Raw genomic sequence first — 25,830 nt, forward strand, 5'->3', positions numbered from 1 at the left:
TGGCCGCACAGAATCGGTCCATGGGATTCGTGGACCTCTCCGGCGTGCGGTACGGCCTCAGCGACGGCACCGTCCTGTTCGACGACGTGTCGTTCCGTGTCGGCGAGGGCGCGAAGGTGGCGCTCATCGGCGCGAACGGCGCGGGGAAGACGACGCTGCTGAACATCGTGACGGGCGTGCTCGCCCCGGACGCGGGCACGGTCGCGCACTCGGGCGGCCTCGGTGTGATGCGGCAGCTGGTGGGCATGCGCGAGGGCGAGCAGTCGTTGCGGCGCCTGGCGATCGAGCTGGCCCCGCCGCAGGTGCGGGCGGCCGCGGAGCGGTTGGAGCGGGCCGAGTCGCGCATGGGCGGCGGCGGGTCGTCGGACGAGCAGCTGGCGTACGCGCAGGCGCTCGCGGACTACGGCGAGATCGGCGGGTACGAGTTCGACGTGTTGTGCGACACGGTCGCGGTCTCGATTCTGGGCCTGTCCTGGGAAGCGGTCCAGAATCGTCCACTCGGGACTTTGTCGGGCGGGGAGCAGAAGCGGTTCGCGCTGCAGTTGCTGCTGCAGGGCCGCGACGAGGTGCTGGTGCTGGACGAGCCGGACAACTTCCTCGACGTCCCGGCGAAGCGGGAGCTGGAGGCGGCGATCCGGGACTCGCCCAAGTCGATCCTGTTCGCCTCGCACGACCGGGAGGTGCTCGCGAACGCGGCGGGTGCGATCGTGACGCTCGAGGCGGGCACGACCTGGACGCACGGCGGCGGGTTCGCGAGCTGGCACGGCGCTCGCGCGGCGCGGCACGAACGGTTCGAGGAGCTGCGCCGCCGCTGGGACGAGGAGCATCACAAGCTGCGCGAGCTGATGCTCATGTACAAGAACAAGGCGGCGTACAACGCCGACATGGCCTCCCGGTACCGGGCCGCGCAGACGCGGCTGCAGAAGTTCGAGGAGGCCGGGCCGCCGCCGTCGCCGCCGCGCGAGCAGGACATCCGGGTGAAGCTCGAGGGCGGGCGCACCGGCAAGCGCGCGGTGGTCTGCGAGCAGCTGGAGCTGGAGGACCTGACGTTCCCGTTCGACCTGGAGGTCTGGTACGGGGACCGGGTGGCGGTCCTGGGCGCCAACGGGACCGGCAAGAGCCACTTCCTGCGCCTGCTCGCGCAGGGCGGCTCGGACCCGGAGGCCGGGGTCGCGGCGAAGCGGCGGCTCGACCCGGTGCGGCACAGCGGGGTCGCGCGGCTGGGCGCGCGCGTGTACCCGGGGCACTTCTCGCAGACGCACGAGCATCCGGAGTTCGACGGGCGCACGCTCCGGGAGATCCTGTGGGAGGGCGACGAGGACCGGCCCTCGCTCGACCGGTCGAAGGCCATGAGCGCCTTGAACCGGTACGAGCTCACCGGACAGTCCGAACAGGACTTCAAGACGCTGTCGGGCGGGCAGCAGGCGCGGTTCATGGTGCTGCTGCTGGAGCTGTCGGGGGCGACCTGCCTGCTCCTCGACGAGCCGACGGACAACCTCGACCTGGCTTCCGCCGAGGCGCTCGAGCAGGGCCTCAAGGCGTTCGACGGGACGGTCCTGGCCGTGACGCACGACCGCTGGTTCACGCGCGGCTTCGACCGGTTCGTGGTGTTCCAGAACGACGGCGAAGTGGTCGAGTCGGACGAGCCGGTGTGGGACGTGCGGTGAAGCGCGGCCGGGACCTCCGCTGGTGGAACGGCGTCCCGACCGCGCGCTCATGAGTCCCTTAGGGACGATACCTGGTCGTCCTTGCCGGGAGCGGCCCGGTCACCAGGCGACAGGCAGGGTGTGGACCCCGTACACGTTCATCTCGCTGCGCATCGGGATGTCCTCGGATGCGACGGCGAGGCGCAGGTCGGGGAAGGCCGCGAAGAGCTTGGCGAACCCGATGCGCATCTCGACGCGGGCGAGCTGCTGGCCCACGCACTGGTGCATGCCGTGCCCGAACGCCAAGTGCCCCTGGGCATCACGGTCGAGATCGAGTTCGCCGGGCCGCTCGTACTTGCGCGGGTCGCGGTTGGCGGCCTGGAGGACGACGGTGACGTGCTGCCCGGCCTTGATGAGCTGCCCGTCGATCTCGGCGTCCTCTTTGGCGATGCGCATGATCCCGTTGTGCGCCACCGTGAGGTACCGCAGCAGCTCTTCGACGGCCTGGGCCGCGGCCTCGGGTCCGGCGCGGAACCGCGTCAGCTGGTCGGGGTGCTCGAGGAGCGCGAAGGTGCCCAGGGCGAGCATGTTCGCGGTCGTCTCATGCCCGGCGACCAGGAGGATCAGGGCGATGCCGGCCGCTTCGGCCTCGTGCAGCTCCTCATCGGCGGCGAGGGCGCTGAGCATGTCGTCGCCGGGCTCGGCGCGCTTGGCGGGGACGAGCTGCATGAGGTAGGCGAAGATCGCGCCCATCGCCTTGTTACGGTGCTCCACGGACAGCGAGAGGTCGAGCATCGTCGCCGAGTGCTCCTGGAAGGCGTCCCGGTCCTCGTAGGGGACGCCGAGCATCTCGCAGATGACGAGCGAGGGCACGGGGAGCGCGAAGTCGCGCACGAGGTCGGCCTCGTTCCCGTTCGCCGTCATGGCGGCGATGCGGTCGTCGACGATGGCGGCGATGCGCGGTTCGAGGTCCTTCATGCGCTTGACGGTGAACACGCCGGTCACCTTGCGGCGCAGCCGGGTGTGCTCGGGCGGGTCGAAGAACAGGAAGAACCCGGGCGGGACCTGCTCGGAGATGGAGACGAAGACGTGCGGGAGCTCGGTGGGCGAGTGGGTGAACCGCTCGCCGGTGACGAACCGGGGGTCGGCGAGGACCTTGCGGCCCTCGGCGTGGCCGGTGACGAGCCACCCCTCCGTCCCGTCGGGGTAGTACCTCATGGGACGCAAGGGCTTGTCCTGCAAGGCCATGAGCCCGGCCGGCGGGTCGTAGCGGGTCTCGCGCTCGTACGGCATGCCGTACGGGAGGGCTTCGTCGGCGGCGCCTTCGATGCTGGACATGGCGGACTCCTGGGGGTGCGGCAGCACGGTCGTCGAAGCCCTGCCGTGTCGCGGCGCGGCATGTCTCCGCCGCGCCCGCCATCGACCCCGACTTCGTGGTCCCCACCACATCGGAGCTTAGGGCCGGAAGGGCTGGCGCGCAACGGCTTCCGGCGGTCCTGTCAGGAACCCGACACCAACCGTGGCCGTGTCGCCCTACAGGAGTTCGAGGAGCGCCTCGATGTACTGGGCGACGCCGTCGTCGTTGTTGCCCGCGGGCGCGATCTCGGTGGCGGCGCCCTGGACCCACGGGTGCCCGTTGGGCATCGCGACGGAGTGCCCGGCGGCCTCCATCATGCTCAGGTCGTTGGTGGCGTCCCCGAAGACGAGCACGTCCGCCCAGTCGATGCCGAACTTGTCGAGCACGACCTGGATGCCGGCGGCCTTGGTGACCCCGACCGGGCAGACCTCGAGCATGCCGACGCCCGACTCGGTGACGGTGACGAGCGAGGGGTCGATGACGTCCTTCGCGGCCACCAGCAGCTCCGGGCCGGTGTACTCGTCGGACACGAAGTAGCCCTTGACCATCGGCCCGTGGAAGGCCACCTCGCGGGGCGCGGTCTCGAGGGTGACGGCGGTCCACGGCCAGTCGGGCATGGGGTCGCCGGTGATGTGCCGGTCGGGGTCGGCGGGCTCGGCGAGCGCGCGCACGGGCCCGACCTCGGCCTCGATGAGGCGCAGCGCCTGGTGCAGCACCTCGCCCTCGACGGAGCGGTCCGCGAGCTGCACCACCGTGTCGTCGTAGCGGCACTCGTAGACGAACGCGCCCTGCCCCAGCACGAGGAAGTCCGCGGAGGGAACGTCGTTGCGGCACAGGTCGAGCAGGCGCGGCCCGCGCCCGGTGGCGCCGACCAGGATGACGCCCGCGGCGGCCAGGCGCTTGAGCGCGGCCAGCGTGCGCGGCGACACGGTCTCGTCAGAGCGGACGACGGTACCGTCGAGGTCCGTCGCCACCAATCGGGGTACTCGGTCCAGTTGGATCATGCGTCCTCCTCCGTCGTCGCCCGCCACACCGTTCAGAACCACCGCGCCAGCACCTTCGCCACCCCGTCCTCCCAGACCGAGGGGGCGACCTCGTCAGCCGCGGCCCGCACTTCGGGGACCGCCTGTCCCATCGCCACCGACCAGCCCGCCCACGCGAACATGGTCAGATCGTTGTGGGCGTCGCCGAAGACGACCGTGTCGGACGATGATACGCCGTAACGGGCCGCGATACGGGCGATGCCCGTTGCCTTGCTGACTCCGGGCGGTCCGATGTCGACCCAGCCGTTGTAGCCGACCTCGACGTGGTAGTCCGCGGCGTCCAGCGCCGCACCCGCGGCGAGGCGCATCGCCTGCGGGCACCGCTCCGCCCCGCCGTACCGGTTGTTCGAGTCCACACGCGCCACCAGGCGCGGGGCCGGGCGCGAGACGAGCTCTTCGACGGTGATCTCCCCGGCCCATCGCGCGGGGAAGTCGCGGCGGAAGCCCTTGGTGTGCCGCCAGCCCTCGAGGTCCCATTCGACGGCGAACTCGACGGCGGGGTCCGAGGCGATGAGCGCCTCGACCGCGATCGCGGCGTCGACGGTGTGCTGGTGCGTGATCGCGCGAGCGCCCAGGTCGTACTCGCCGGCGCCGTGCGAGGCGGACGCGAACCCCTCGTCGAGCCCCAGGTCCTCGGCGGTGCGCACCGCGCCCCAGATGGCGCGGCCGGTGACGACCGCGACCGGCACGCCCGCATCGCGCACGGCCCGCAGAGCGTCGATCACCGTGCGACTGGGCACCGTCGCCCGCGGGCCGTGGTAGTCCACGACCGTTCCGTCGAGGTCGACGGCGACGAGCTTCGGGGGTTCGGTGCGGGGCGCGACCGGGGCGGAGGATGACACGCTCCAACCGTAGCCCCGCCCGGGTGAACACGGGGGTACCGGGCGTTTGAACGCACGCCGCCGCGCGCATGACAACCTGCAATCACACCAAACCCACCCATCGGGGCGGCTCTGCGGCATACGGTTCCCCTATGGGCGAGATCACGATCGAACGCGTCTACGACTACCGGCGGGACCCGCAGCGGGCCGGCAAGGTCTTCCTCGTCGACCGGCTCTGGCCGCGCGGCGTCAGCAAGGAGGACCTCGACGGGGTCACCTGGGCGCAGGACGCGGCGCCGTCCCCGAACCTGCGGATCTGGTTCGGCCACATGGCCGACCGGTTCGAGGAGTTCACCGGCCGCTACCGCAGCGAACTCGACGGCCACCCCGAACGCGCCGAGCCCCTCCTCGAGGCGGCGCGCTCAGGCCCCGTCACCCTCCTCTACGCCGCCAAGGACGAGCACGTCAACCACGCCCTCGTCCTCAAAGCCTGGCTCGAAGAACAACTGGCCGAATGACACCGCTTCACCGCCCGGTTCGAACCTGAGACAGACTCGCGAGCCGGGCCTTGTCATGCCCCCGTGTCACGGTTCTTGAATTGGGGGCCCGCAGGTTGGTAGGGATGCCCGGCGAAATACGACACGTCGCGCCTGTCGTACCCGTATGCCAGGGTTGTTGACCGGGGGTCCGAAAATTCGTCGGGTCGCCGAATCAACCGGAAACGCCCGAAAAGCCCACGGCCCGCCGATCCTCGGATCGGCGGGCCGCTCGCGCGCTCGCGCTACTTCTTCGGCTCGATCACGTCTTTGCCGAGGAACGGCTGCAGCGCCTTCGGCACCGCCACCGAACCGTCCGGCTGCTGGTGGTTCTCGAGGATCGCCACGAGCCAGCGCGTCGTCGCGAGCGTCCCGTTCAAGGTCGCCGCCACCGCGTTCTTGCCCTGCTCGTCGCGGTACTTCACATTCAGGCGCCGCGCCTGGAACGTCGTGCAGTTCGAGGTCGAGGTCAGCTCCCGGTACCGGCCCTGCGTCGGCACCCACGCCTCGCAGTCGAACTTCCGCGAAGCCGAAGTCCCCAGGTCGCCCGCGGCCACGTCGATGACCCGGTAGGGCAGCTCCATCTTCTGCAGCATCTGCTCCTCATAGGACAGCAGCTTCTCGTGCTCGGCCGCGGCGTCCTCCGGGCGGCAGAACGAGAACATCTCGACCTTGTCGAACTGGTGCACCCGGATGATGCCCCGCGTGTCCTTGCCGTACGACCCCGCTTCGCGCCGGAAGCACGACGACCAGCCCGCATAGCGCCGCGGCGAGGTCAGCTCGCCGAGGTTCTCGCCCGAGTGGTACGCCGCCAGCGGCACCTCCGAAGTGCCCACCAGGTACATCTCGTCGCGCTCGAGGTAGTAGATCTCGTCGGCGTGCTCGCCGAGGAAACCCGTGCCCTCCATGGCCTCCGGCCGCACCAGCACCGGCGGGATCATCGGCGTGAACCCGGTCTCGACGGCCTGCTGGATCGCGAGGTTGAGCATCGCCAGCTGCAGCAGCGCGCCGTCCCCCGTCAGGTAGTAGAACCGCGCGCCGGAGGTCTTCGCGCCCCGCTCGGTGTCGAGCAGGCCCAGGGCCGTGCCGATCTCGAGGTGGTCCTTCGGGTCTTCGATCGCCTTCTTCTCGCCCACTTCGCGCAGCACGACGTAGTCGTCCTCGCCGCCCGCGGGCGCGCCCTCGGCCACCAGGTTCGGGATGGCCTTCCCCGCCGCGTCGAACGCCGCGGCCGTCGCCGTCACCTTCAGCTCGGCGGCCTTGACCTCCTCCGAGAGGACCTTGGTGCGGTCGAGCAGCGCCTGCTTCTCCTCCGCGCCGGCGCCCGCGATCTTCTTGCCCAGGCCCTTCTGCTCGGCGCGGAGCGTCTCGAAGGACTGGAGGGCACTGCGGTGGTCGGCGTCCGCGGAGAGGAGGGCGTCGACGGCGTCGACGGACGCGCCCCTCTTGCGCTGGCTGTCGCGGTAGGCGTCCGGGTTGTCTCGCAGTGCACGCAGATCAATCACGTGACCAGATTACCGGCCAGCTCACCGCGGCCCCGAGCGCATATTGTGGGCGTGTGGCGGTCGATATGGGCGAGGCGGAATTCGAGGACGCGGTGTCGGACGCGCTGGACGCGGTCCCCCAGGAGCTGATGGCGATGCTCGACAACGTGGTGATCCTGGTCGAGGCCGAACCCGACGGCCCCGAGAAGGAGCTGCTCGGGCTCTACCAGGGGACGGCGCTGACCGACCGGGGCTGGGAGTACGGCGGGGTCCTGCCCGACACGATCACGATCTACCGGGGCCCGACCCTGCGCATGTGCTCGACCCCCGAAGAGGTCGTCGAGGAGGTCGCCGTGACGGTCGTGCACGAGATCGCCCACCACTTCGGCATCGAAGAGGAACGCCTCCACGAACTCGGCTGGGGCTAGCATCCGCGCCCGACCGCTCGTAACAGTCTGGTGAATACGAGCCTGTTCGAGTGTCTGTCCTCGCATTCACGAGGTTAAGCTGGCCGGGTGACGACGTTCCGCATCGGGGAGGCCGCCGAGCTGCTCGGGGTCTCCGCCGACACCGTCCGCCGCTGGATCGACTCCGGGCGCCTCACCGCGTCCCGGGACGACCAGGGCCAAGGCCACCGGCTCATCTCCGGTGCCGACCTCGCCGCGTTCGTGCGCGAACGCGCCAGCGCGCCCGACGCCGGCACCGGCTCCTCCTCCGCGCGCAACCGCCTGCGCGGCATCGTCACCGCGATCACCAAAGATCAGGTCATGGCCCAGGTCGATCTCCAGGTGGGGCCGTTCCGGGTCGTCTCCCTGATGAGCCGCGAAGCGGTGGACGAACTCGGGCTCGAGGTCGGCTCGCTGGGGACCGCGGTGGTCAAGTCCACGAACGTCGTCGTCGAACGCGTCGACCGCTGACCCTCGCACCGGACGGAGCCCCATGCGCCACCAGACGATCCTCGCGGCAGCCGCCGCGCTCGCCCTCGCCCCGCTCGCCGCATGCGGGAGCGGCGCCGAAGCCGACGCGGGCGGCACCGTGACCGTCTTCGCCGCCGCGTCCCTCACCGGGGCCTTCACCGAGATCGGCGAGCGGTTCGAGGCCGAGCATGAAGGCGTCCAGGTCGAGTTCAACTTCGCCGGCTCCTCCGACCTCGCCGCCCAGATCACCGAGGGCGCGCCCGCCGACGTCTTCGCCTCCGCCGATGAGTCCAATATGGACAAGGTGGTGGAGGCGGGGGCCGCCGCCGATCCGGCGACGTTCGCGCTCAACCGACTCGTCATCGCCGTCCCCGAAGGCAACCCGGACGGCGTCACCGGCCTCGGCGACCTCGCCGGACTCGACTTCGCCGCCTGCGCAGCCGAAGTCCCCTGCGGCGCGGCCGCCCTGACCGCACTCGACGGCACCGGCCTCACCCCCGTCACCTACGAGGCCGACGTCAAATCCACCCTCCAGAGACTCCTCCTCGGCGAAGTCGACGCCGCCCTCGTCTACCGCACCGACACCATCGCCGCCGACACCGACGTCGACGGCGTCGAGTTCCCCGAATCCGCTGCGGCCCTGAACACCTACCCGATCGCCGCACTCGACGACGCCCCGAACCCGGAACTCGCCGCCGCGTTCACCGCGTACGTCCTCGACGCCCGGGCCGTCCTCGAAACCGCCGGATTCGAACGCCCATGACACTCCGGAACGCCAAGCCCGCCAAGCGGAAACGCCAGCGCCGCCGCGTCCCGGCCGCGCTCCTCGCGCCCGCGGTCATCGGCCTGGCGTTCCTCATCCTCCCGCTCGCCGGCCTGCTCGCCCGCGCCCCCTGGACCGAGCTCCCGGCGCGCCTCGCCGAACCCGAAATGCTCGCCGCCCTCAGGCTCTCGCTCCTCACCGCCACCGCCGCGACCGCGCTCTCCCTGCTCTTCGGCGTCCCCATCGCATGGCTCCTCGCCCGCGGCGACTTCCCCGGCCGCAGCGTCCTGCGCGCCCTCGTGACGGTGCCGCTCGTCCTCCCGCCCGTCGTCGGCGGCGTCGCGCTCCTGCTCGTCTTCGGCCGCAACGGCATCATCGGCTCCTGGCTCCACGACCGCTTCGACATCACCATCCCGTTCACCACCGCCGCGGTCGTCTTCGCGATGACGTTCGTGTCGATGCCGTTCCTCGTCGTCGCGGTCGAAGGCGCGCTCCGCGGCGCCGACCTCCGCTTCGAAGAAGCCGCCGCGACCCTCGGCGCCGGACGCTGGACCGTCTTCACCCACGTCACCCTCCCGATGGTCGCGCCCGGCGTCCTCGCCGGCGCCGTGCTCTGCTGGGCCCGCGCCCTCGGCGAATTCGGCGCCACGATCACCTTCGCCGGCAACTTCCCCGGCCGCACCCAGACGATGCCCCTCGCCGTCTACCTGGCGCTTCAGACCGACCTGGAGGCCGCCATCGTCCTGAGCCTCATCCTCCTCGCGGTCTCGGTGATCGTGCTCGCCTCGCTCCGCGACCGCTGGACGGCCACCCCGTGAACGCCACGACCCCCGAAGGACTTGACGCCCACCTCGTCGTCGAACGCGGCGCCTTCCGCCTCGACCTGCGACTCCGCGTCGCCCCCGGCGAGACCGTCGCCCTCGTCGGCCCCAACGGCGCGGGCAAGACCACGGCCCTGCGGGCGCTCGCCGGGCTGGAGGCGCTGACGGACGGGCACATCGCCCTCAACGGCACCGCGCTCGACGGCCCCGCAGGCAAGACCGTCCCGCCCGAAGACCGCCGCATCGGCGTCGTCTTCCAGGACTACCTGCTGTTCCCGCACCTCACCGCCATCGACAACGTCGCGTTCGGCCCGCGCCGCCGGGGGACCGGACGCGCCGAGGCCCGCGCGCTCGCGTCCGCCTGGCTCGACCGGGTCGGCCCGGCCGACTTCGGGAAGCGCCGCCCCAAGCAGCTCTCGGGCGGGCAGGCGCAGCGGGTGGCGCTGGCGCGGGCGCTCGCGACCGATCCGGCGCTGCTGCTGCTCGACGAGCCGCTGGCGGCGCTCGACGCGCGCACCCGGCTCGACACGCGCGCGGAGCTCCACCGGCACCTGGCGGAGCACACGGGGCCCGCGATCGTGGTCACGCACGACCCGGTGGACGCGCTCATGCTCGCCGACCGGCTCGTCGTGGTCGAGGACGGCCGCGCGGTCCAGGAGGGCGACGCGGCGTCGGTCACGGCCCGCCCGCGCACGGACTACATCGCGCGGCTCGTGGGCCTGAACCTGTACCGGGGCAAGGCCTCCGGGACCGCGATCCGTTTGGAGCCGGGCGCGGTGCTGACGGCCGCCGAAGCGCTCGAGGGGGACGCGTTCGCGGCGTTCCCGCCGTCGGCGGTCGCCCTGTACCGGTCGGAGCCCGACGGCAGCCCCCGCAACACCTGGGAGGCCACGGTCGCGGGCGTCCACCGGCACGGCGACCACCTCCGCGTCCAACTCGACGGCCCCCTCCGCGCCGCCGCCGACGTGACGCCCGCAGCGGCCGCCCAACTCGGCCTCGAGCCGGGCCAACGGATCTGGGCCGCGGTGAAGGCGACCGAAATCCGCGTCTACCCCGCGTGATCGCTGATCGCTGGTCGCCTGGTCGCCTGGTCGCCTGGTCGCCTGGTCGCCTGCCGAGCGCATCGCAGATCCCGCGCTTGATCGCCCGCAGTCCGCCCGAGCCGTCCGTGCCCCCCTTGCTCCGCTCACGACCGCCGCCGCCCGCGTCCCTCTGCACCGCCCCACCGAGCCCGCTCCGGACCGCACCCACCCCGCCGGCCACCCGCAGCCCGCGCCCCTGCACCGCTCAACCACCCCACCGCACGCGCTCCAAAGCCGCAGGCCACTCCGGCCACCACACCCCGCCGCCCGCGCTCCACGACTGCTCGCAACCCGCCCGCCCCCGAGCCGATCCGGTTAGCGCCTCGCGTTTCCTCACACGATCGGGCGACAAAACGGCCGCGGGCCCGACTTATTGTCGGACCCGCGCGGGAGGATCGGCCTACCTTCTACTCCCCTGGGTGGGTGGGGGTTCGGGATGGCAGTCCCCGCCCCACCCACCCCTCCCCGGAGTCTCACACCGCGATCCGCGGCGGCCACCCCGAACCGGGCGGGGCTAACGCCGCCGCGAGCTCAGGTTCGCGGGCCGAGGCGGTCCCGGCGGCGACCGGGCCGGAGCCGTCCTCGCCCGCCCCGTCCTCGCGGGCCGCCCGGCGGATCACCGGCAGGCAGGCGAGCACGATCGCGATCGACACGAGCCCCACCGCGGCGAACGCGACCTGCACGTCCAGGAACGTCGACAGCGCCCCGCCGAGGAGGAACCCGATCAGCTGGGCCGCGTTCACCCGCCCGCCGACCGCCGCGTTCGCGCGGCCCCGGAACGCCTCGGGGACCCGGCGGGCCACCGCGATGCCCAGCGCCGAGTTCTCCCCGGCGTTGAAGATGCCGCCGATCAGGTTGAGCGGCACCAGGAGCAGCACCGTGAACAGCGGCATCCCCTGCCCGAAGCACACCAGCCCGACCCCCGCCAGGCACGCCATGAGCATCCACGCGAGCTGCACGTCGCGCTCGAGCCGCCGGATCACGGCCGCCGCGAGCCACGCCCCGCCTACCATGCCGATCGTCCAGCAGGCCTTGATGAGTCCGTACATGCCCTCGGTCGCGCCGTAGACCTCGCGCACCAGGAACACGCTGAGCACGTTCACCGCGCACATCGCCGCGATCACCGCGCTCAGCCCCACCACCATCGCGGTCAGCAGCCGGTCGCCGCCCAGCCGCCAACCGGTGCCACCGCTCGCCTGGTGCGCGTGGGGATCGCGGCGCACCCCGCCGCGCCGCGTGCGGATGTCGCAGCACAGCAGCACCCGCACCATCGCGCAGCCGGCCGCGAGCATGAGCGCCGCGCCGACCCCGTTCGCGCCGATGAGGAACCCGGCCGCGGCCGGCCCGGCCGCGAGGCCCAGCAGCGTGCCGGTCTGGACCATCGCCACCGCGTGCGGCAGGTCCTCCCGCCGCGCCATGGCCGGGACGAGCGCGCTCACCACCGGTTGCAGGACCGCGGTCCCGGCGGCGTTCACGATCACCAGCGCGCAGAGCGCGTACAGGTCGTCGGTGAACGCCATCGCGACGATCGCGGCGGTCTGGACCAGGCCCGAGAACGCCATGAGCGCGCGGCTGTCGAAGCGGTCCGCCATGCGCCCGGTGAGCGGCGCGAGGAGGACCAGGGGCAGGGTCGCGCAGATGATGAGCGCGGCGATGGCGAAGCCACCGAACCCTGCCGTCTGGAGGCGGAGGGTGAGGGCGAAGTCGGCCGTGAACATCGCGGTTCCGGCGAGGAACGCGCAGGTCGCGGCGGTGTAGACGTCGGACCAGCGGGTCCCATCGAGGGAGGGTGTGAAAGACATGCTTCGAAACTACTCTTTCATATCGAGATACGAAAGAGGTTTTTCAGATTTTTCGAAGTTTTTCTTTCAGACCTCCGGGACGGGCCGCGCCGCGCACCCGTCCTGGCAGGTCAGACCCGCGGGAAGAACCGGAACATCGTGTAGAACACCACCGTGCCGTCCTCGGGATCGGCGCCCGCCGCCGCCCGCTCCGCGGTCAGGTCCGCGTACTCCTGCTCCAGCTCCTGGAAGCGCCGGCTGAACTCCGCCGCCTCCTCCACCGTCAGGCGCACCTGCGCCTGCTGCGTCAGCGACGCCTCCCGCAGCACCGGGTCCACGTCGAACCGCTTGTCGAGCCACCGCGAGTAGTTCCGGTCGTGCTGCTCGATGAACGCGTCGCCCATCGTCCGCTCGATCGCCTTGTCGATCTCCGGGGCATCGGCCTCGGCGCGGATCGAGAAGCTGTGGATCTTCAAGCGCCACAACCGCTCCCGCGCATCGCCCCGGCTCGGGGCCTCCTCGATGAACCCCGCCTTCGCCAACGTGCGCAGGTGGTAGCTCATCGCGCTCGGGGTCATCCCCGCGACCTCGGCGATCTCCGTCGCCGTCGCCCCGTCGTACCCCGACACCCGCTGCCCCGCCAGGAAGTCGAAGACCGCCATCCGGGCCGGATGCGCGAGCGCCTTCATCCGCTCGGGGTCGGTGATCTTCACATGCTCCTTGTCCACCGGACGCGGCGCGGGCGGAGGCAGCGGCGGCGCCGGCGGCGTCAACGGAGCCGGCACCGGCGGCCCCGGCACCCCGACAGGACGCGAAGCAGGTGTTTCAGACATGGGTCAAGCTAACCACGCCCCGCGCGGCGGCGGGCCGAGGACTTCGTCCAGCCCCGCACCGTCGCGCATCCGACGCACCCGACTCGGTCAGCTCGACGCCGCCGCGCTCGCCGTCACCGCCGCCGTCACCCCGGCCATGACCGCCGCCTGCGCGGCCTCCACCGCCTTGCGCGTCGCGTCCCCCGCCCACGAGCCCTCAGCGATCGCCTTGAGCGCCTTACGGGTCGGACCGGTCTTCCGGTCCGGGAACACCGCCCGCTCGAGCCGCAGCGCGTACACGAGGGTCGCCAGCGCCGCCGTCCGCGCGTCATCGGCCCGCGCCGCGTCCACGGCCGCGCCGAGGCGCGCCTTCGCCTCGGCCTCGGCGGCCGGGTCGTTCGGCAGGTACCGGTCGAACGGGAAGAGCCCGAGCGCCTTGTCGCGCTCGCGGCGCAGCACGCCGCCCGAGACCAGCCGCTCGAGCACGACCGGCTTGAGCTTCTTCGCGGTCCGCTCGACCACGGCCTTGGGCGTGCGCGGCTTGTCGGCCGCGATCGCGGCCAGGCGCTCGTCGAGGAGCGGGTCGCCGAGCGGTGCGCCCGGGACCGCCTGGACGCGCTTGTCGACCACGTCGAGGCGGCCCGCGATCGCGAGTTCGAGGACCACCGCGCCGCCCAACCCGATCTCGAGGAAGCCGCCCGACCGGTCGCGGCCGGTGCGGTCGTCGTAGGCGAGCAGGAGGAGTTCACTGACGAGGGAGGTCATGTCCCCCAGCTTAAAGCGGCCGGCGGCCGTTCACGCGCCCCCGGAGCGGAGGCGGTCGAGCCACGCCGCGGCGCCGGCGAAGTCGGCGTCGCTCAATCCGGGAGGCGGCGGGACCGGCTTGTCGGAGTGGCCGCGCGGATAGGAGCCGAGGTATCGGACGTCGGCGCAGATGCGGCGCAGGCCCATGAGCGCCTCGCCCATGCGCGCGTCGGCGAGGTGCCCGGCGCAGTCGAGGAAGAACGCGTACCGGCCCAGGCGCTCGCCGGTGGGGCGCGACTCGATCCGTGTGAGGTTGATCCCGCGGATCGCGAACTCGGTGAGGACGCCCAGCAGCGCCCCGACCCGGTCGTAGTCGATGTAGACGGCCAGCGAGGTGATGTCGTTCCCGGTCGGCTCCGGCGGCGCGGTCGGGCGCACGACGTGCACGAAGCGGGTCTCGGCGTTCGGGTTGTCGCCGATGTCGAAGGCCTGCACGGGAAGCCCGACGGCCTCGGCGGCGAACGGCGGGCACACGGCGGCGTCGAACTCGCCGTCGGCGGCGCGCTGGGCCGCCTGGGCGGTCGACAGCGCCTGGTGGACCACGGCGTCGGGCAGTTCGCGGCGCAGGTACTTGCGGACCTGCGCGAGCGCGACGGGCATCGAGGCGACCGTGCGGATCTCGCCGACGGGTTTCTCGGAGGCGAGCACGAACGTGACCGGGAGGACGACCTCGCCGACGATCACGAGCGGGTCCCCGCCCACGAGCTCGTCGACGGTGATCGTGACGGTGCCCTCCTGGGAGTTCTCGATCGGCACGAACCCCGCGTCGACCTCGCCGCGGCGCACGGCGTCGAGGACTTCGAAGATCGAGGGCATCGGCGTGGCGGTGGCGGTCTTGGCGGCGGGCAGGCGGCGGAGGGCGGCCTCCGTGAAGGTCCCGCGCGGTCCGAGGAAAGCGAACTCCATGGGCCCAACGCTAGCAAGCGACCGGCCGGACCAGGCCCGCGAGCTGCGCTTCGAGCCGCGCGACGCGGCCCGGCGGCGTCCCGGACGGCACCGGTGAGGATGAGACGGCGATCTCATCGGCGACCCGCCGTGGACGGGGCTTCCGCGGTCTCGTATGATTGTCGAGCCCAAGCGGAATTCCGCGGTGGTAAGCCCAGAGAAATCGGAATGCGACTCTCGCGGTCGTGTGCCAGGATCACTGAGCGCCCCCATCGTCTAGGGGCCTAGGACGCCGCCCTTTCAAGGCGGTAACACGGGTTCGAATCCCGTTGGGGGTACAGCCCAGATGCGGCGCCGGTCACACGGTGAGCGCCTGGTATAAATACAGAGGTCTTGTGGCCTTGCAGGACACGAAAGTGTTCGACCAAGGTCCCGTAGAGCAGCTAGGAGTGCTCGCCACCCTGTCAAGGTGGAGGTCGCGGGTTCAAATCCCGTCGGGACCGCAATATGGAAAGCCCGCCGATGCGTCGGCGGGCTTTTTCGTGCCCTGGCACTCGTCGCCCGAAGAGGTGAGCATCCGGGAGACCGGGGCGCGGGAGGCGGCGCGGTCCCGGCCCTTCCCTCGCTCGCAACCTGGCGGACACTTCGGACCGCGGAGGCGCGGCCGGGGGCCGCCGCGGGGTCTGGCTGCGGTTCGCTTCGGCGGTGCGGGAGTGCCGGGATGAGTGATCCGGTGATCGTGAGCGAATTTCAAGGCGCGTTCACCGTGGGTTCATTTTCTTCGTTAACCTTGTGATGTATGACGAATAGTGACCCTGTTCCCCTCGTTGACACCGGTTTGCCGCCTGACCGGTTCCTCGACCGCGAGGAGAGCTGGCTGCGGTTCAACGGCCGGGTGCTGCGCCTGGCACAGTCCCCCGAACTGCCCCTGCTCGAACGGGTCAGGTTCCTCTCGATCTTCTCCAACAACCTCGACGAGTTCTTCATGGTCCGCGTCGCCGGCCTCATCCGCCGCCTCGCCACGGGCCTGCCGGTGCGCACCTCCTCGGGCCGCTCCCCCCACGCCGTCCTCACCCGCATCGCCCGCCTTGCCCACCAGCTGAGCATCGAGCACGCCGAGTACTTCCGCGACGAGATCGCGCCGCTCCTCGCCAAGGAGGACATCGCGATCGTCCGCTGGGCCGACCTCGAGGAATCCGAGCGGGCCCGCATGCACGAGCTGTTCCGCACCCGCATCTACCCCGTGCTCACCCCGCTCGTCGTCGACCCCGCGCACCCGTTCCCCTACATCTCCGGGAAGTCCCTCAACCTCGCCGTCCAGGTGCACGACCCGCGCAACGGCACCACCCGCTTCGCGCGCGTCAAGGTCCCGCCGCTGCTCCCGCGGTTCATGGCCGTCGCGCCCGGCCGGTTCACGCCCCTCGAAGACGTCATCGCCGCGCACCTCGCGCAGCTGTTCCCGGGCATGGACGTGCTGGAGCACCACACGTTCCGCGTCACCCGCAACCAGGACCTGGAGATCGACGAGGACATCACCGAGAACCTGCTGCAGACCCTCGAGCGGGAACTGCTGCGCCGCCGCTTCGGGCCCGTGGTGCGCCTCGAGGTCGAGGACACCATCGACACGAAGGTCCTCGACCGGCTCATCGCCGAACTCGGCGTGGACGAGCAGGTCGTGTACAAGCTGCCCGGGCCGCTCGACCTGGCCGGGCTCGACGCGATCGCCGACCTCGACCGCACCGAGATGAAGTACCCCCGGTTCCGGCCCTCCGAGAAGGTCCTCCCGCCCGACGCCGACCTGTTCGCGGTCATGCGCGACCGCGACGTCCTCGTCCACCACCCGTACGACTCGTTCACCGCCTCGGTGGAGCGGCTCATCGAGGAGGCCGCCGCGGACCCGAAGGTCCTGGCGATCAAGCAGACCCTGTACCGCACGAGCGGCAAGTCCCCCATCGTCGACGCGCTCATCAGCGCCGCCGACGCCGGCAAGCAGGTCGTCGTGGTCGTGGAGATCAAGGCCCGCTTCGACGAGCAGGCCAACATCGACTGGGCCCAGAAGCTCGAGCAGGCCGGCTGCCACGTCATGTACGGCATCGTCGGGCTCAAGACCCACTGCAAGCTCGCGCTCGTGGTGCGCCAGGAGGCCGACGGGACCCTCCTGCGGTACAGCCATGTGGGGACCGGGAACTACCACCCGACGACGGCCCGCCTCTACGAGGACGTCGGGCTCCTCACCACCGACCCCGAGGTCGGCGAAGACGTCAACGCCGTGTTCAACCACCTCACCGGGTTCTCCCGCGACGAGGACTTCCACCGGCTGCTCGTCGCCCCGAACTCGCTGCGGCAGGGCCTGATCGAGCGGATCGAGCGGGAGATCGAGAACCACCGCAAGGGCCTGCCCGCGCGGCTGCGGTTCAAATGCAACTCCCTCACCGACGAGGGCATCATCGACGCGCTCTACCACGCGTCGCGGGCCGGCGTGCCCGTCGACCTGTACATCCGCGGCATCTGCGCGCTCCGCCCGGGCGTGCCCGGATTGTCGGAGACCATCCGGGTCCGCAGCGTCCTGGGGCGCTTCCTGGAACACTCCCGGGTGTACGTGTTCGAGAACGGCGGCGACCCGGAAGTATGGTTGGGCAGCGCGGACCTCATGCACCGCAACCTCGACCGCCGGGTCGAGGTGCTCGTGCGAGTCGAAGGCGACGCCCACCGCGCGCAGCTCACCTCGCTGCTCGACCGCGGTATGGACGCCGACATCCGGACCTGGAGGCTCGGCCCGTTGGGCCTGTGGACCCGCCAGCGCAGCGGGAGCGACCTCCAGGAACAACTCATGCAGGAGCACCGTTGACCCAACCAGAGATCTTCGCCGCCGGAGCCGTCCTGTGGCGCGAGGGCGAGGAGGGGCCCGAGCTGGCCCTCATCCACCGGCCCAAGTACGGCGACTGGACGTTCCCGAAGGGCAAGCTGAAGCGCGGCGAGCACCTGCTCGCGGCCGCGCAGCGGGAGGTGTTCGAGGAGACGGGCATCCGCCCGGTGCTGGGCCGTCCGCTCGCGCCCTCCTTCTACGACAAGGAAGGCAAGCTCAAGCGCGTCGACTACTGGTGCGCCACCCCGGCGGCGGGCGACGCGGTCGACGAAGCGGTGGACCCGCGCGAGGTCGACGACCTCGAATGGGTCCCGCTCGCTGCGGTCTCGGACCGGCTCACCTACGAACGGGACAAGCCGGTCCTGGAGGACTTCTCGCGGCAGCTCGCCCGGGAGACGGTCCCGATCGTCTTCGTGCGCCACGCGATCGCCATGTCCAAGGCCGACTGGTTCGACCAGGACGAGCTGCGGCCCCTGAACCAGCGCGGCCGCGAACGGGCCCAGCAGCTCGAGGTCCTGCTCGCCGGCTACCCGACCGGCAGCGCCTACAGCTCGACCAGCGCCCGCTGCCTGGAGACCCTGCTGCCGTTCTGCGCGGCCGAGTCGGTCCCGGTGACCGGCCTGCCCGAGTTCACCTTGGGCACCGGCAAACCGGCCGATGTCGCCGCGCGCCTGGACGAGATCGTCGCCGCCGGGAAACCCGCCGTGATCTGCGGCCACGGCGAGCACATCGACGAGATGATCACGTATGTGAGCAACCGCCTCGGCACCCCGGTGTCGCTGGCCCCCTTGGAGAAGGGCGCCTTCGTGGTCTTCCACACCGCCGCCGGCGAGCTGGTCGCGACCGAGCACCACGACTGATCTCCTCGAACGGACTGTCGGTTTTCCGACACAGGCGCGTCCACGGGGTCAACCACTCGTTTCACAGGGGAACCACGAAACGAAAGGGATCCCCCCTGATGCCCGGAGAGGCACACGAACTCATCATCCAGGCCATCCAAGACGAGCCGCTCACGGCGGCTTGGCTGATGGACCTGGCCGACCATGACCGACGGGTCGCGGTCTGCACCGGCGCCCAAACGCGCTCCACCTCGGTCGGCTCCGTAGGAAGGACCGAGCGCCGAGCCGATGTCATGGTGGCCCTGTCGTTTCCGAACGAGGAGGACAGGGTCGTCATCATCGAAGTCCAGAACGAATGGAAGAACGAGAAGCACTACCGGCTACCGGGCTACATGACCCGTGCTTTCGAGGACCACCGGCTGCCGATCGAGCTGGTGCTCGTCTGTCCCGACGACGCGGTGGCCCGCAAGTACAGGAAGGGCATCGAACTCGGCCCGAACAACACCATCAACGTGCACTCGGTCGGCTCGTCGGACTTCCCGGAGGCATTCGACGCCGAGCGCCTGCCCACCGCAGCCGCGGCCGTGATCACCGCCGTTTACGGCGAGTCCGCCAAAGGACGCAAAGCCGAACTGTTCATCTCGACACTCGACCGCCGCCTCGGTACCATCGAACCAGGGCGAGCGGCCGATTACATCAAGCATCTGCTCACGATCCTGGAAGACGAGCCCGCCCGAATGCTGGAGGAACTCATGCGCGCGCAGACCCGCCCGTACCACTCCGAATACAGCGAGCGCCTGCGCCTTGAAGGGCGCGAAGAAGGCGCGATCCTGCAGTCGCGGCGCATCCTCGTCAGCATGCTCGAGGCCACGCAAGCCGGTATCACCGCCGAGCAACGGCAGCGCATCGAGGCTTCAAGCGACCGTCAAGAGCTCGAAGCGTGGATCACGAAGTTCATCGCGTCAGGTTCGGCAGCGGGCCTGTTCGAGGAGTAGCCGACAACTTGAAGGGGGTGCCGGACCTGTCGGTCCGGCACCCCCTCTCGCTCTTGCCTAGCGGGCCAGGCGGATGGTGTCGATGTAGATGCCTCCGGTGCGGAAGACCAGGTAGAGGTCCTGCACGCCTTCGGCGTTCGCGAGCGGCGCCGAGACGTCCGTGAACGACTGGAATCCAGCGGTCTTCGGGACCTCGACTTCGGCGAGGAGCGGTCCGTCGGCCGAGCCGGCGCGGACTTCGATCACCGGGTCGGCGAGGTCGGTCCAGTCGGCCGTGGTGGTGGCAGTGCGGAGGTGGATCTCGGTGGCGCCGTCCAGGACCGCCTTGGTGAAGCCCACGTGGCTGCCCGGGCGGCGCGAGCCGGTCGAGTGGTAGCCGCCCTCGCGCTTGAGGGTGTGCAGCTTCGAGACCTCCCAGTAGGTCAGGCCTTCGGCGATGGTGGCCTTCTCCCAGACGTTCGCGGTCTCGGAGAGGTCGAGCGCGGCGATGGCCTCGCCCTCGATGCGGACCTCGGCCTGCGGGCCGGCGAGGCCGGCGGTGAAGCGGTAGTCGCCGGTCTCGACGATGCGCTTGCCGCTCACGACGTCCCACACGAACAGGTGCCGCGGGTCGACCGGGATCTCGACGCGGCGGGTCTCGCCGGGCGCGATGTCCTTGGCGCGCGTGAAGCCCGCGAGGCGGCGGGCCGGGACGCGGTCGCCGTACGCGGATTCGGCGATGGCCGCGAAGAGCAGCACGACCTCGTCGGAGGTGCGCTCGCCGGTGTTGGTCACGTTGACCGCCGCCGTGAAGGGGGTGTCCGCCTCGGCTTCGGCCGGCACTTCGAGCGCGCCGTACGTGAACTCGGTGTAGCTCAGGCCGTGCCCGAACGCGAAGACCGGCTCGGCCTTCGAGTACTGGTAGGTGAGCCCGGCGCTGATGACGTCGTATTCGAGCATGTCGATGTCGCTGACGCGGAAGGCCTCGGCGCGCGGGCCCGCCTTGGGCAGCGAGGACGTGTCCGCGAGCCAGGTCGAGGTGAGCCGGCCCGCCGGCGAGAAGTCCCCGGCCAGGGCCTCGGCCAGCGCGGGCGCGAGCGCCTGTCCGGCGTGGGAGGTGTAGAGGATGGCGGCGACGTTCGGGTCGGCGGCGATGTCGCCGATCGCGAGCGGGTAGGCGGAGACGACGACCACGATGGTGCGGCCGGGCTTGGCGGCGGCGACGGCGCGGACGAGGTCGGCCTGGCGGGGGGCGAGGTCGAGGCCGGGGCGGTCGAAGCATTCGCGGGCGTTGACCATGGGGTGGTTGCCGACGAGGACGACGGCCCAGTCCGCTTCGGCCGCGACGGCGGCGGCGGCCGCGGGGCCGTCCTCGACGAGGGTCTCGGTCAGGAGCAGGCCCTCGTCGCCCTTGGCGAGCGGCAGGGACCCGTCGTCGGCGAGTCGCGGGCGGTAGGGCCCGTCGGCCTCGGCGGAGACGTGGTTGACGCCGAACAGCTCGACGTTGCCGTCGCCGAGGCGGCGGTAGTGGAGGTTCTGGTGGGTGAACCAGGCGTCGCCGTCCTCCATCTCGGTGGTGACCGCTTCGAGGATCGGTCCGCCGCCGCCGGAGGCGCCGGCCTGGTTCTCGAAGGTGGCCGGGCCGTCGTCGCGCTTGAGCAGGTTCGCCTGGACGAACTTGCCGGTGGCGTTGTGGCGGAACATGTGCTGGTCGTGCGCCCAGTCCCAGACCTCGAACGTCTCGGTGCCGCCGGCCTGGTCGGCGGTGGCGCGGAGGGCGCCGTCTGCGGCGACGGTGAGGTACTTGCCGTCGGCCTGCCAGGCGACGGTGTCGTTGCCGCTGTGGTGGGTCACGGTGCCGAAGCGGTCGCGCAGTGCCTCGAGGGGCGCGGGGCGGCGGTCGGCGGGGACGGTGGGGCTGTAGAAGTCGCGGAGGTTGATTCCGGCGAGGGGGCCGACGACGGCGAGGCTGGCGGTGTCGGGGAGGGGCAGTGCGGTCCGCTCGTTCTTGAGGAGGACGAACTGCTCGCGGGCGGCCTGGTGGGCGAGGGCGATGTGCTCGGGCCGGTCCTGGGGGTGGGGGTCGGCGGGGACGAGGTTGTATTCGCAGGCGTCGCCGTCGAGTTTGCCGGTGCGGAGGAGGAAGCGGAGCCAGTCGCGCACCGTGCGGTCCACATGGGACATGTTGACGCCGAGGACGCCGCGGCGCACGGCTTCGGCGGCGTTCGGCAGGAACGGCAGTTCGGAGCCGTCCGCGAAGTGGCTGACGCCCGCGAGGAGCATGAGGGCCGAGGCGTAGACGCCGTTCTCGTCGGCGTCGATCGCGCGGCCTTCCTCGGCGGCGAGCGCGGTCGGGTACGGCACGTCGCCGCGCGGGTCGACCTCCCAGGTGTCCCAGGGCTGGCCCTTGGTGGTGTGGAGGTTGACGCCGTCCCAGCCGTCGGGCAGGAAGAAGAACTCGCGGTCGTCGACCCATTCCTCCCGGAGGGTGTCCATGATCGGCGAGATGATCGACGGCACGCCGTTGACGTTGTTGTAGGCGGTCATCGCGCCCATCACGGCGCCCGCCTCGACCGGCATCCGGTAGGGCACGACCTGGTACTCGTGGTAGGCCCGGGCGCCCATGGACGAGGAGCTCTGCGAGCGGTGCCACTCGTGGTTGTAGCCGAGGAAGTGCTTCATCTGCGTGAAGGTCTTGACGTACACGGGGTGGCGGCCGCGCAGGCCCCAGGCGTAGGCGGTGGTCATGGCGCCGACATGGAGCGGGTCCTCGCCGAAGCCTTCTTCGAAGCGCCCGGCGAGGGGGTTGGAGCGGATGTCGGCGACGGGGCCGAAGGAGGCGAAGACGTCGGTGTCGCGCGCGCGCACTTCGTGGGCGACGGCGGCGCCGACGGCCTCCATGAGCTCGGTGTCCCAGGTGGCGCCGAGGCCGATGGCCTGGGGGAAGAACGTGGCGTCGGGCTTCTTGCCGGAGGAGTGGAGGACCTCGTTGAAGGCGTTCGAGTGGGCCGGGAGGGTGAAGCCGTCGGCGAGCACGGTCTCGGGGACGCCGTTGAGGCACGCGAGCTTCTGCTCGTCGCTCATGAGGGCGAGGATCGCCTCCACGCGCTCGGCGACGGGCCGGGTGGGGTCGAGGTACACGGGAGCGGTCATGCTCGTCCTATCGGTCGGTGTCAGTCCCCTACGACATTACGACGGGCGACCAGACAAATTCAAGTCGGTATCCCCGGAAGCGCCCGGGACCGCGCTGGCCGACCGCTCCCCCACCGGTTCGTTACGATTCCTCTCATGAGCCCCGGCCCCCAAGGAACTTCGCTCGGCGTCGATTTCGGCACCTCGCACACGATCGCGGTCGTGCGCCGCGCCGACGGGAGCCTGCGCCCCCTCCTCTTCGACGGCTCGCCGCTGATGCCCTCGGCGGTGTGCGCCGGCGCCGACGGCGGCCTCCTCGTGGGCCGGGACGCCGTCCACGCGGGCCGCCGCCACCCCGAGCGGTTCGAACCGAACCCCAAACGCCTCATCGACCGGCCCTCGACGCTGCTGGGCGCCCGCGAGTACCCGGTCCCCGACCTCATCGCGGCCGTCCTGGACGCGGTCGCCGCCGAGTGCCGCCGCGTCGTCGGCAGCCCCGCGCAGGTCACGCTCACCGTGCCCGCCGAGTGGGGCCCGGCGCGCCGCCAGGTGATCGAGGACGCCGCCTCCCGCGCCGGCCTCGGCCAGGTGCGGCTCGTGCCCGAGCCGGTCGCCGCCGCCACCTACTACGCGGAAGCCCTCAAGCACCGCACGGCCGTCGGCGCCTCGATCGTCGTCTACGACCTCGGGGCGGGCACGTTCGACGCGAGCGTGGTGCGCCGCACCGAGCACGGGTTCGAGACCGTCGCCCTCGACGGCCGGGGCGACTTGGGCGGCCTGGACATCGACGCCGCGCTCATCGAGCACCTCGGTGAGACCTACGGCGACCGCGAGGGCTGGAAGCGCCTCGTCAATCCCTCTACTGTGGAGGAACGCAGGCACTTCCGGGACTTCCAGGAGGAAGTGCGCGGCGCGAAAGAGCGCCTCTCGCGCCACCAGCAGTCCGACATCGCGATCCCCCTCCTGGACGTCGAAGCCCACCTCACCCGCACCGAGCTCGAGCAGATCGCACACCCCCACCTCGAGCAGACCATCCGCGTCACCCAGGCCGTCATCCGCGCCGCCGGACTCGACCTCGCCGCCAGCGCCGGCGTGTTCCTCGTCGGCGGGGCGAGCCGGATGCCGCTGGTGGGCACCATGCTCCACCGCGCGCTCGGCGTCGCGCCCACGGTCCTCGACCAGCCCGAGGTCGTCGTCGCCGAAGGCAGCGTGCTGTGGACGCAGGCCGGGCAGCACACCACGACGTTCCCGATCCAGCGGACCCCGCAGCGGCCCGGTTTCGCGCCCGCGCCGTTCACGCCGGGCGTCGCGCACCTCGCCCCGCCGGCCCCGCAGACCGCGCCCGCGCCGATGCCCCAGGCGCCAGAGCAGACCGCACCCACGCCGATGTACCGGCCAGCGCCCGCGCCCTCTCCCCAGCAAGTCACCGCTCCCGCTGCGCCGCAGCCGGAATCGAGCCCGCCGCAGTCCACCCCTGCCAACCGCGACCTGCCGCCGCGCACGGGCTCCCCGCAGTTCACGCCGCCGAACGCGGTCGACGGCGGCGACGAGCCGCCCCGCACCGCGGCGGAACGCCAGCGCGCCAAGAAGGTCGGGCGCCGCGGCATCATCGCGTTCATCCTCGTCGACATCCTCATCATCGCCGGTCTCGTCTGGTACTTCAGCCCCGATGACGACATGTTCAACGACGGCGGGGGCGAGTACGACGACCGCATGCCCGCCGTCTCCTCGTTCGAGCCCGACTGGTCCACGACCGATGCGGGCACGCTCCTGTCGAGCATCGAGGGGACGCACGACGGCGCGGTCGAGTCCGTGGCGTTCCTCGACGGCGCCAACGGCCCGCAGCTGTTCTCCAGCGGCGCCGACGGCTCCATCGAGCAGTGGGACCTGGTGGAGGGGACGCTGATCGCCGAGCACTGGCCCGAGGCGAACATCGGGGACCTGTGGCCCGCCTTCGAAACCGACGCCGAAGGGAACAGCACGCCCATCATGGTCGCGCTCACCGGTAACTACGAGCCCTGGGTGTGGCGGCCGGACACCCAGGCGTTCACGTCCGCGGGGACACCCGAGATGGTCGACGAGGAAGCCACGATCAGCTTCGTGCGCATCGCCTACAACGGCGGCAGCCCCGCGCTCGCCCTCTTGAACGAGAACGAGTTCGAGCTCTTCGATCTGACCTCCGGCGAGACGATCGCCCGCTCCCCGGTACCCGCCGGGTACGGCTACCCGCGGTTCTTCAACTACTCCGGCGGCATCGACTCCGAGATCGTGGCCTTCGACGGGAACCGGTCGCTCGACATCGTCGACCCCTACGGCGGGGCGGCCTACGGTGAGCCCTTCACCTCCGCGGACTGGGAGGGGAACTCGGTCGAGGCGTTCACCGTCGTCTACTACTGGGGCACGCCCTACGCGATGGCCTACGGCAACGACGGCGCGCTCCATTTCTGGGACCTCGACACCAAGGAGCCGGCGTGGATGGTCCCGTACGACGACCCTCATGCGGAGTTCCATTTCGAGCTGGCCGACTCCCCGGACGGCACGGTGCTGCTCTCGATCAACGACGAACGCGTCGCGGAGGCCCTGTACGCCGACACGTCGGATACCGTTCAATTCGAGGCGCCCGCCGGGGTTGCGACCGAGTTGGCGCTGGTCACGGTCGACTTCCGCCATTTCGCGGTCACCGGCGACGACCAAGGCAACATCCGATTCTGGAGTCTGGGGAATTGATCTTCTTCGTCATCGCGGCCGCGATCATCGCCGCCGCCACCGCTTACGGCCTCTGGGCGGTCGGCCAGGAGCACCGGATCGAGACCACGGCGCGCCTCGACGCGCGCGCGAACGAGGTGTGGGCGGTGCTCACCGACTTCCCCGCGTACGGCGAGTGGAACCCGTTCATCACCGAGATCACCGGGCTCCTCGCCGAGGACGAGCGGCTGCACGTGGTCCTCCTGCGGTCGAACGGGAAGACCAGCCGGTTCCGACCGCGCGTGCTGCGCGTCTCCCCGGCCCGGCAGATCCGCTGGCTCGAGCTCGTCCCCAGCGTCCCGCTCGGCGGCTTCTTCACAGGTGAGCACTACTTCGTGCTCGAGCCGCAGACGGACGGCACGACGGTCCTCACCCACGGCGAGCGGTTCACCGGTGTCCTCGTGCCGCTCATGAAGTCGCAGCTGGCCGACACCGAGCAGCGGTTCAACGCGATGAACAGCGCGCTCGAGGCGCGCCTCAAGAGCCTGTACGCGTGAACGGCGGCCCGCTCGATGCGGACCG

The 25,830-nt window shown here is 71.2% G+C and carries 21 protein-coding genes and 2 tRNA genes; 14 read left to right on the forward strand and 9 right to left on the reverse strand.

Annotation, left to right across the window (positions count from 1 at the left end; translation table 11 throughout):
* The first annotated feature begins 20 nt into the window (after positions 1 to 20).
* Positions 21 to 1,667 (forward strand): ATP-binding cassette domain-containing protein, encoded by a 1,647-nt coding sequence (locus AB0K52_RS22685; RefSeq protein WP_363535770.1) that lies wholly within the window; start codon positions 21 to 23, stop codon positions 1,665 to 1,667.
* Between the two features lie 99 nt (positions 1,668 to 1,766).
* On the opposite strand, the gene AB0K52_RS22690 is transcribed toward AB0K52_RS22685, so the two are convergent.
* From AB0K52_RS22690 to AB0K52_RS22700, 3 genes are all read right to left on the reverse strand, one after another.
* The gene (locus tag AB0K52_RS22690) at positions 1,767 to 2,984 is read right to left on the reverse strand and encodes a cytochrome P450 (RefSeq protein WP_363535773.1); all 1,218 of its coding nucleotides are present in this window, start codon (positions 2,982 to 2,984) and stop codon (positions 1,767 to 1,769) included.
* 195 nt (positions 2,985 to 3,179) lie between these two features.
* The gene (locus tag AB0K52_RS22695) at positions 3,180 to 4,007 is read right to left on the reverse strand and encodes an HAD family hydrolase (protein WP_363535776.1); all 828 of its coding nucleotides are present in this window, start codon (positions 4,005 to 4,007) and stop codon (positions 3,180 to 3,182) included.
* A gap of 32 nt (positions 4,008 to 4,039) precedes the next feature.
* On the reverse strand, positions 4,040 to 4,888 hold the full coding sequence (locus tag AB0K52_RS22700) for an HAD family hydrolase (protein WP_363535778.1): 849 nt from the start codon (positions 4,886 to 4,888) through the stop codon (positions 4,040 to 4,042).
* Between the two features lie 131 nt (positions 4,889 to 5,019).
* On the opposite strand from AB0K52_RS22700, the gene AB0K52_RS22705 reads away from it, so the two are divergent.
* Complete coding sequence (locus tag AB0K52_RS22705) at positions 5,020 to 5,385, forward strand: DUF488 family protein (protein ID WP_363535781.1); 366 nt, start codon at positions 5,020 to 5,022, stop codon at positions 5,383 to 5,385.
* Positions 5,386 to 5,648: 263 nt separating this feature from the next.
* On the opposite strand, the gene serS is transcribed toward AB0K52_RS22705, so the two are convergent.
* Positions 5,649 to 6,908, reverse strand: a complete 1,260-nt coding sequence (serS, locus tag AB0K52_RS22710; protein ID WP_363535784.1) for a serine--tRNA ligase — start codon at positions 6,906 to 6,908, stop codon at positions 5,649 to 5,651.
* Positions 6,909 to 6,973: 65 nt separating this feature from the next.
* Here serS and AB0K52_RS22715 point away from each other — a divergent pair, with 65 nt between their 5' ends.
* The 5 genes from AB0K52_RS22715 to AB0K52_RS22735 all read left to right on the forward strand — a co-directional run bounded on the left by AB0K52_RS22715 (position 6,974) and on the right by AB0K52_RS22735 (position 10,449).
* Positions 6,974 to 7,315, forward strand: a complete 342-nt coding sequence (locus AB0K52_RS22715) for a metallopeptidase family protein (RefSeq protein ID WP_208498009.1) — start codon at positions 6,974 to 6,976, stop codon at positions 7,313 to 7,315.
* Between the two features lie 87 nt (positions 7,316 to 7,402).
* Positions 7,403 to 7,804: a helix-turn-helix domain-containing protein gene (locus AB0K52_RS22720; RefSeq protein ID WP_363535787.1), complete on the forward strand. Its 402-nt coding sequence runs from the start codon at positions 7,403 to 7,405 to the stop codon at positions 7,802 to 7,804.
* Positions 7,805 to 7,826: 22 nt separating this feature from the next.
* Complete coding sequence (gene modA, locus AB0K52_RS22725) at positions 7,827 to 8,567, forward strand: molybdate ABC transporter substrate-binding protein (protein WP_363535790.1); 741 nt, start codon at positions 7,827 to 7,829, stop codon at positions 8,565 to 8,567.
* On the forward strand, positions 8,564 to 9,385 hold the full coding sequence (locus AB0K52_RS22730) for an ABC transporter permease (RefSeq protein ID WP_363535793.1): 822 nt from the start codon (positions 8,564 to 8,566) through the stop codon (positions 9,383 to 9,385). Before modA ends, AB0K52_RS22730 begins: the two co-directional genes overlap by 4 nt.
* On the forward strand, positions 9,382 to 10,449 hold the full coding sequence (locus tag AB0K52_RS22735; RefSeq protein WP_363535796.1) for an ABC transporter ATP-binding protein: 1,068 nt from the start codon (positions 9,382 to 9,384) through the stop codon (positions 10,447 to 10,449). Before AB0K52_RS22730 ends, AB0K52_RS22735 begins: the two co-directional genes overlap by 4 nt.
* 494 nt (positions 10,450 to 10,943) lie before the next feature.
* Here the strand turns inward: AB0K52_RS22735 and AB0K52_RS22740 are convergent, their stop codons facing one another.
* The 4 genes from AB0K52_RS22740 to pheA form a co-directional block, all read right to left on the reverse strand.
* Positions 10,944 to 12,272 carry an MFS transporter gene (locus AB0K52_RS22740; RefSeq protein WP_363535799.1) on the reverse strand — a complete coding sequence of 443 codons (1,329 nt, stop codon included), beginning with the start codon at positions 12,270 to 12,272 and terminating at the stop codon, positions 10,944 to 10,946.
* Positions 12,273 to 12,382: 110 nt separating this feature from the next.
* Entirely contained in the window at positions 12,383 to 12,964 is a 582-nt protein-coding gene (locus AB0K52_RS22745) for a helix-turn-helix domain-containing protein (RefSeq protein WP_363535802.1), read from the reverse strand.
* A 207-nt stretch (positions 12,965 to 13,171) separates the two neighbouring features.
* The gene (locus AB0K52_RS22750) at positions 13,172 to 13,828 is read right to left on the reverse strand and encodes a GPP34 family phosphoprotein (protein ID WP_363535805.1); all 657 of its coding nucleotides are present in this window, start codon (positions 13,826 to 13,828) and stop codon (positions 13,172 to 13,174) included.
* A 30-nt stretch (positions 13,829 to 13,858) separates the two neighbouring features.
* Complete coding sequence (gene pheA / locus AB0K52_RS22755; RefSeq protein WP_363535808.1) at positions 13,859 to 14,773, reverse strand: prephenate dehydratase; 915 nt, start codon at positions 14,771 to 14,773, stop codon at positions 13,859 to 13,861.
* 244 nt (positions 14,774 to 15,017) lie between these two features.
* On the opposite strand from pheA, the gene AB0K52_RS22760 reads away from it, so the two are divergent.
* The 5 genes from AB0K52_RS22760 to AB0K52_RS22780 all read left to right on the forward strand — a co-directional run bounded on the left by AB0K52_RS22760 (position 15,018) and on the right by AB0K52_RS22780 (position 19,452).
* A tRNA-Glu gene (locus AB0K52_RS22760) sits at positions 15,018 to 15,090 on the forward strand.
* Positions 15,091 to 15,180: 90 nt separating this feature from the next.
* A tRNA-Asp gene (locus AB0K52_RS22765) sits at positions 15,181 to 15,255 on the forward strand.
* A 296-nt stretch (positions 15,256 to 15,551) separates the two neighbouring features.
* Positions 15,552 to 17,600: an RNA degradosome polyphosphate kinase gene (locus AB0K52_RS22770; RefSeq protein ID WP_363535811.1), complete on the forward strand. Its 2,049-nt coding sequence runs from the start codon at positions 15,552 to 15,554 to the stop codon at positions 17,598 to 17,600.
* Positions 17,597 to 18,478 (forward strand): NUDIX hydrolase, encoded by an 882-nt coding sequence (locus tag AB0K52_RS22775; protein WP_363535813.1) that lies wholly within the window; start codon positions 17,597 to 17,599, stop codon positions 18,476 to 18,478. Before AB0K52_RS22770 ends, AB0K52_RS22775 begins: the two co-directional genes overlap by 4 nt.
* A 167-nt stretch (positions 18,479 to 18,645) precedes the next feature.
* Complete coding sequence (locus AB0K52_RS22780) at positions 18,646 to 19,452, forward strand: hypothetical protein (RefSeq protein ID WP_363535816.1); 807 nt, start codon at positions 18,646 to 18,648, stop codon at positions 19,450 to 19,452.
* Positions 19,453 to 19,509: 57 nt separating this feature from the next.
* Here the strand turns inward: AB0K52_RS22780 and AB0K52_RS22785 are convergent, their stop codons facing one another.
* Positions 19,510 to 22,584 (reverse strand): glycoside hydrolase family 3 C-terminal domain-containing protein, encoded by a 3,075-nt coding sequence (locus AB0K52_RS22785; protein ID WP_363535819.1) that lies wholly within the window; start codon positions 22,582 to 22,584, stop codon positions 19,510 to 19,512.
* 135 nt (positions 22,585 to 22,719) lie between these two features.
* Between AB0K52_RS22785 and AB0K52_RS22790 the strand changes: the two genes are divergently transcribed.
* Together AB0K52_RS22790 and AB0K52_RS22795 are read left to right on the forward strand one after the other, a co-directional pair.
* Positions 22,720 to 25,290 carry an Hsp70 family protein gene (locus tag AB0K52_RS22790; protein ID WP_363535822.1) on the forward strand — a complete coding sequence of 857 codons (2,571 nt, stop codon included), beginning with the start codon at positions 22,720 to 22,722 and terminating at the stop codon, positions 25,288 to 25,290.
* Positions 25,287 to 25,805: an SRPBCC domain-containing protein gene (locus tag AB0K52_RS22795; protein ID WP_363535825.1), complete on the forward strand. Its 519-nt coding sequence runs from the start codon at positions 25,287 to 25,289 to the stop codon at positions 25,803 to 25,805. The genes AB0K52_RS22790 and AB0K52_RS22795 overlap by 4 nt, the downstream gene beginning before the upstream one ends.
* The last annotated feature ends 25 nt before the right edge of the window (positions 25,806 to 25,830 follow it).

The sequence above is a fragment of the Glycomyces sp. NPDC049804 genome (genome assembly GCF_040674615.1).
Lineage (GTDB): Bacteria > Actinomycetota > Actinomycetes > Mycobacteriales > Micromonosporaceae > Glycomyces > Glycomyces niveus.

Coding starts and splice junctions, on each gene's coding strand:
- AB0K52_RS22685 (WP_363535770.1), top strand. CDS start 21: ATGGGATTCGTGGACCTCTCCGGCGTGCGGTACGGCCTCAGCGACGGC.
- AB0K52_RS22690 (WP_363535773.1), bottom strand. CDS start 2,984: ATGTCCAGCATCGAAGGCGCCGCCGACGAAGCCCTCCCGTACGGCATG.
- AB0K52_RS22695 (WP_363535776.1), bottom strand. CDS start 4,007: ATGATCCAACTGGACCGAGTACCCCGATTGGTGGCGACGGACCTCGAC.
- AB0K52_RS22705 (WP_363535781.1), top strand. CDS start 5,020: ATGGGCGAGATCACGATCGAACGCGTCTACGACTACCGGCGGGACCCG.
- AB0K52_RS22715 (WP_208498009.1), top strand. CDS start 6,974: ATGGGCGAGGCGGAATTCGAGGACGCGGTGTCGGACGCGCTGGACGCG.
- modA (WP_363535790.1), top strand. CDS start 7,827: ATGCGCCACCAGACGATCCTCGCGGCAGCCGCCGCGCTCGCCCTCGCC.
- AB0K52_RS22730 (WP_363535793.1), top strand. CDS start 8,564: ATGACACTCCGGAACGCCAAGCCCGCCAAGCGGAAACGCCAGCGCCGC.
- AB0K52_RS22740 (WP_363535799.1), bottom strand. CDS start 12,272: ATGTCTTTCACACCCTCCCTCGATGGGACCCGCTGGTCCGACGTCTAC.
- AB0K52_RS22750 (WP_363535805.1), bottom strand. CDS start 13,828: ATGACCTCCCTCGTCAGTGAACTCCTCCTGCTCGCCTACGACGACCGC.
- pheA (WP_363535808.1), bottom strand. CDS start 14,773: ATGGAGTTCGCTTTCCTCGGACCGCGCGGGACCTTCACGGAGGCCGCC.
- AB0K52_RS22770 (WP_363535811.1), top strand. CDS start 15,552: ATGACGAATAGTGACCCTGTTCCCCTCGTTGACACCGGTTTGCCGCCT.
- AB0K52_RS22780 (WP_363535816.1), top strand. CDS start 18,646: ATGGACCTGGCCGACCATGACCGACGGGTCGCGGTCTGCACCGGCGCC.
- AB0K52_RS22785 (WP_363535819.1), bottom strand. CDS start 22,584: ATGACCGCTCCCGTGTACCTCGACCCCACCCGGCCCGTCGCCGAGCGC.
- AB0K52_RS22790 (WP_363535822.1), top strand. CDS start 22,720: ATGAGCCCCGGCCCCCAAGGAACTTCGCTCGGCGTCGATTTCGGCACC.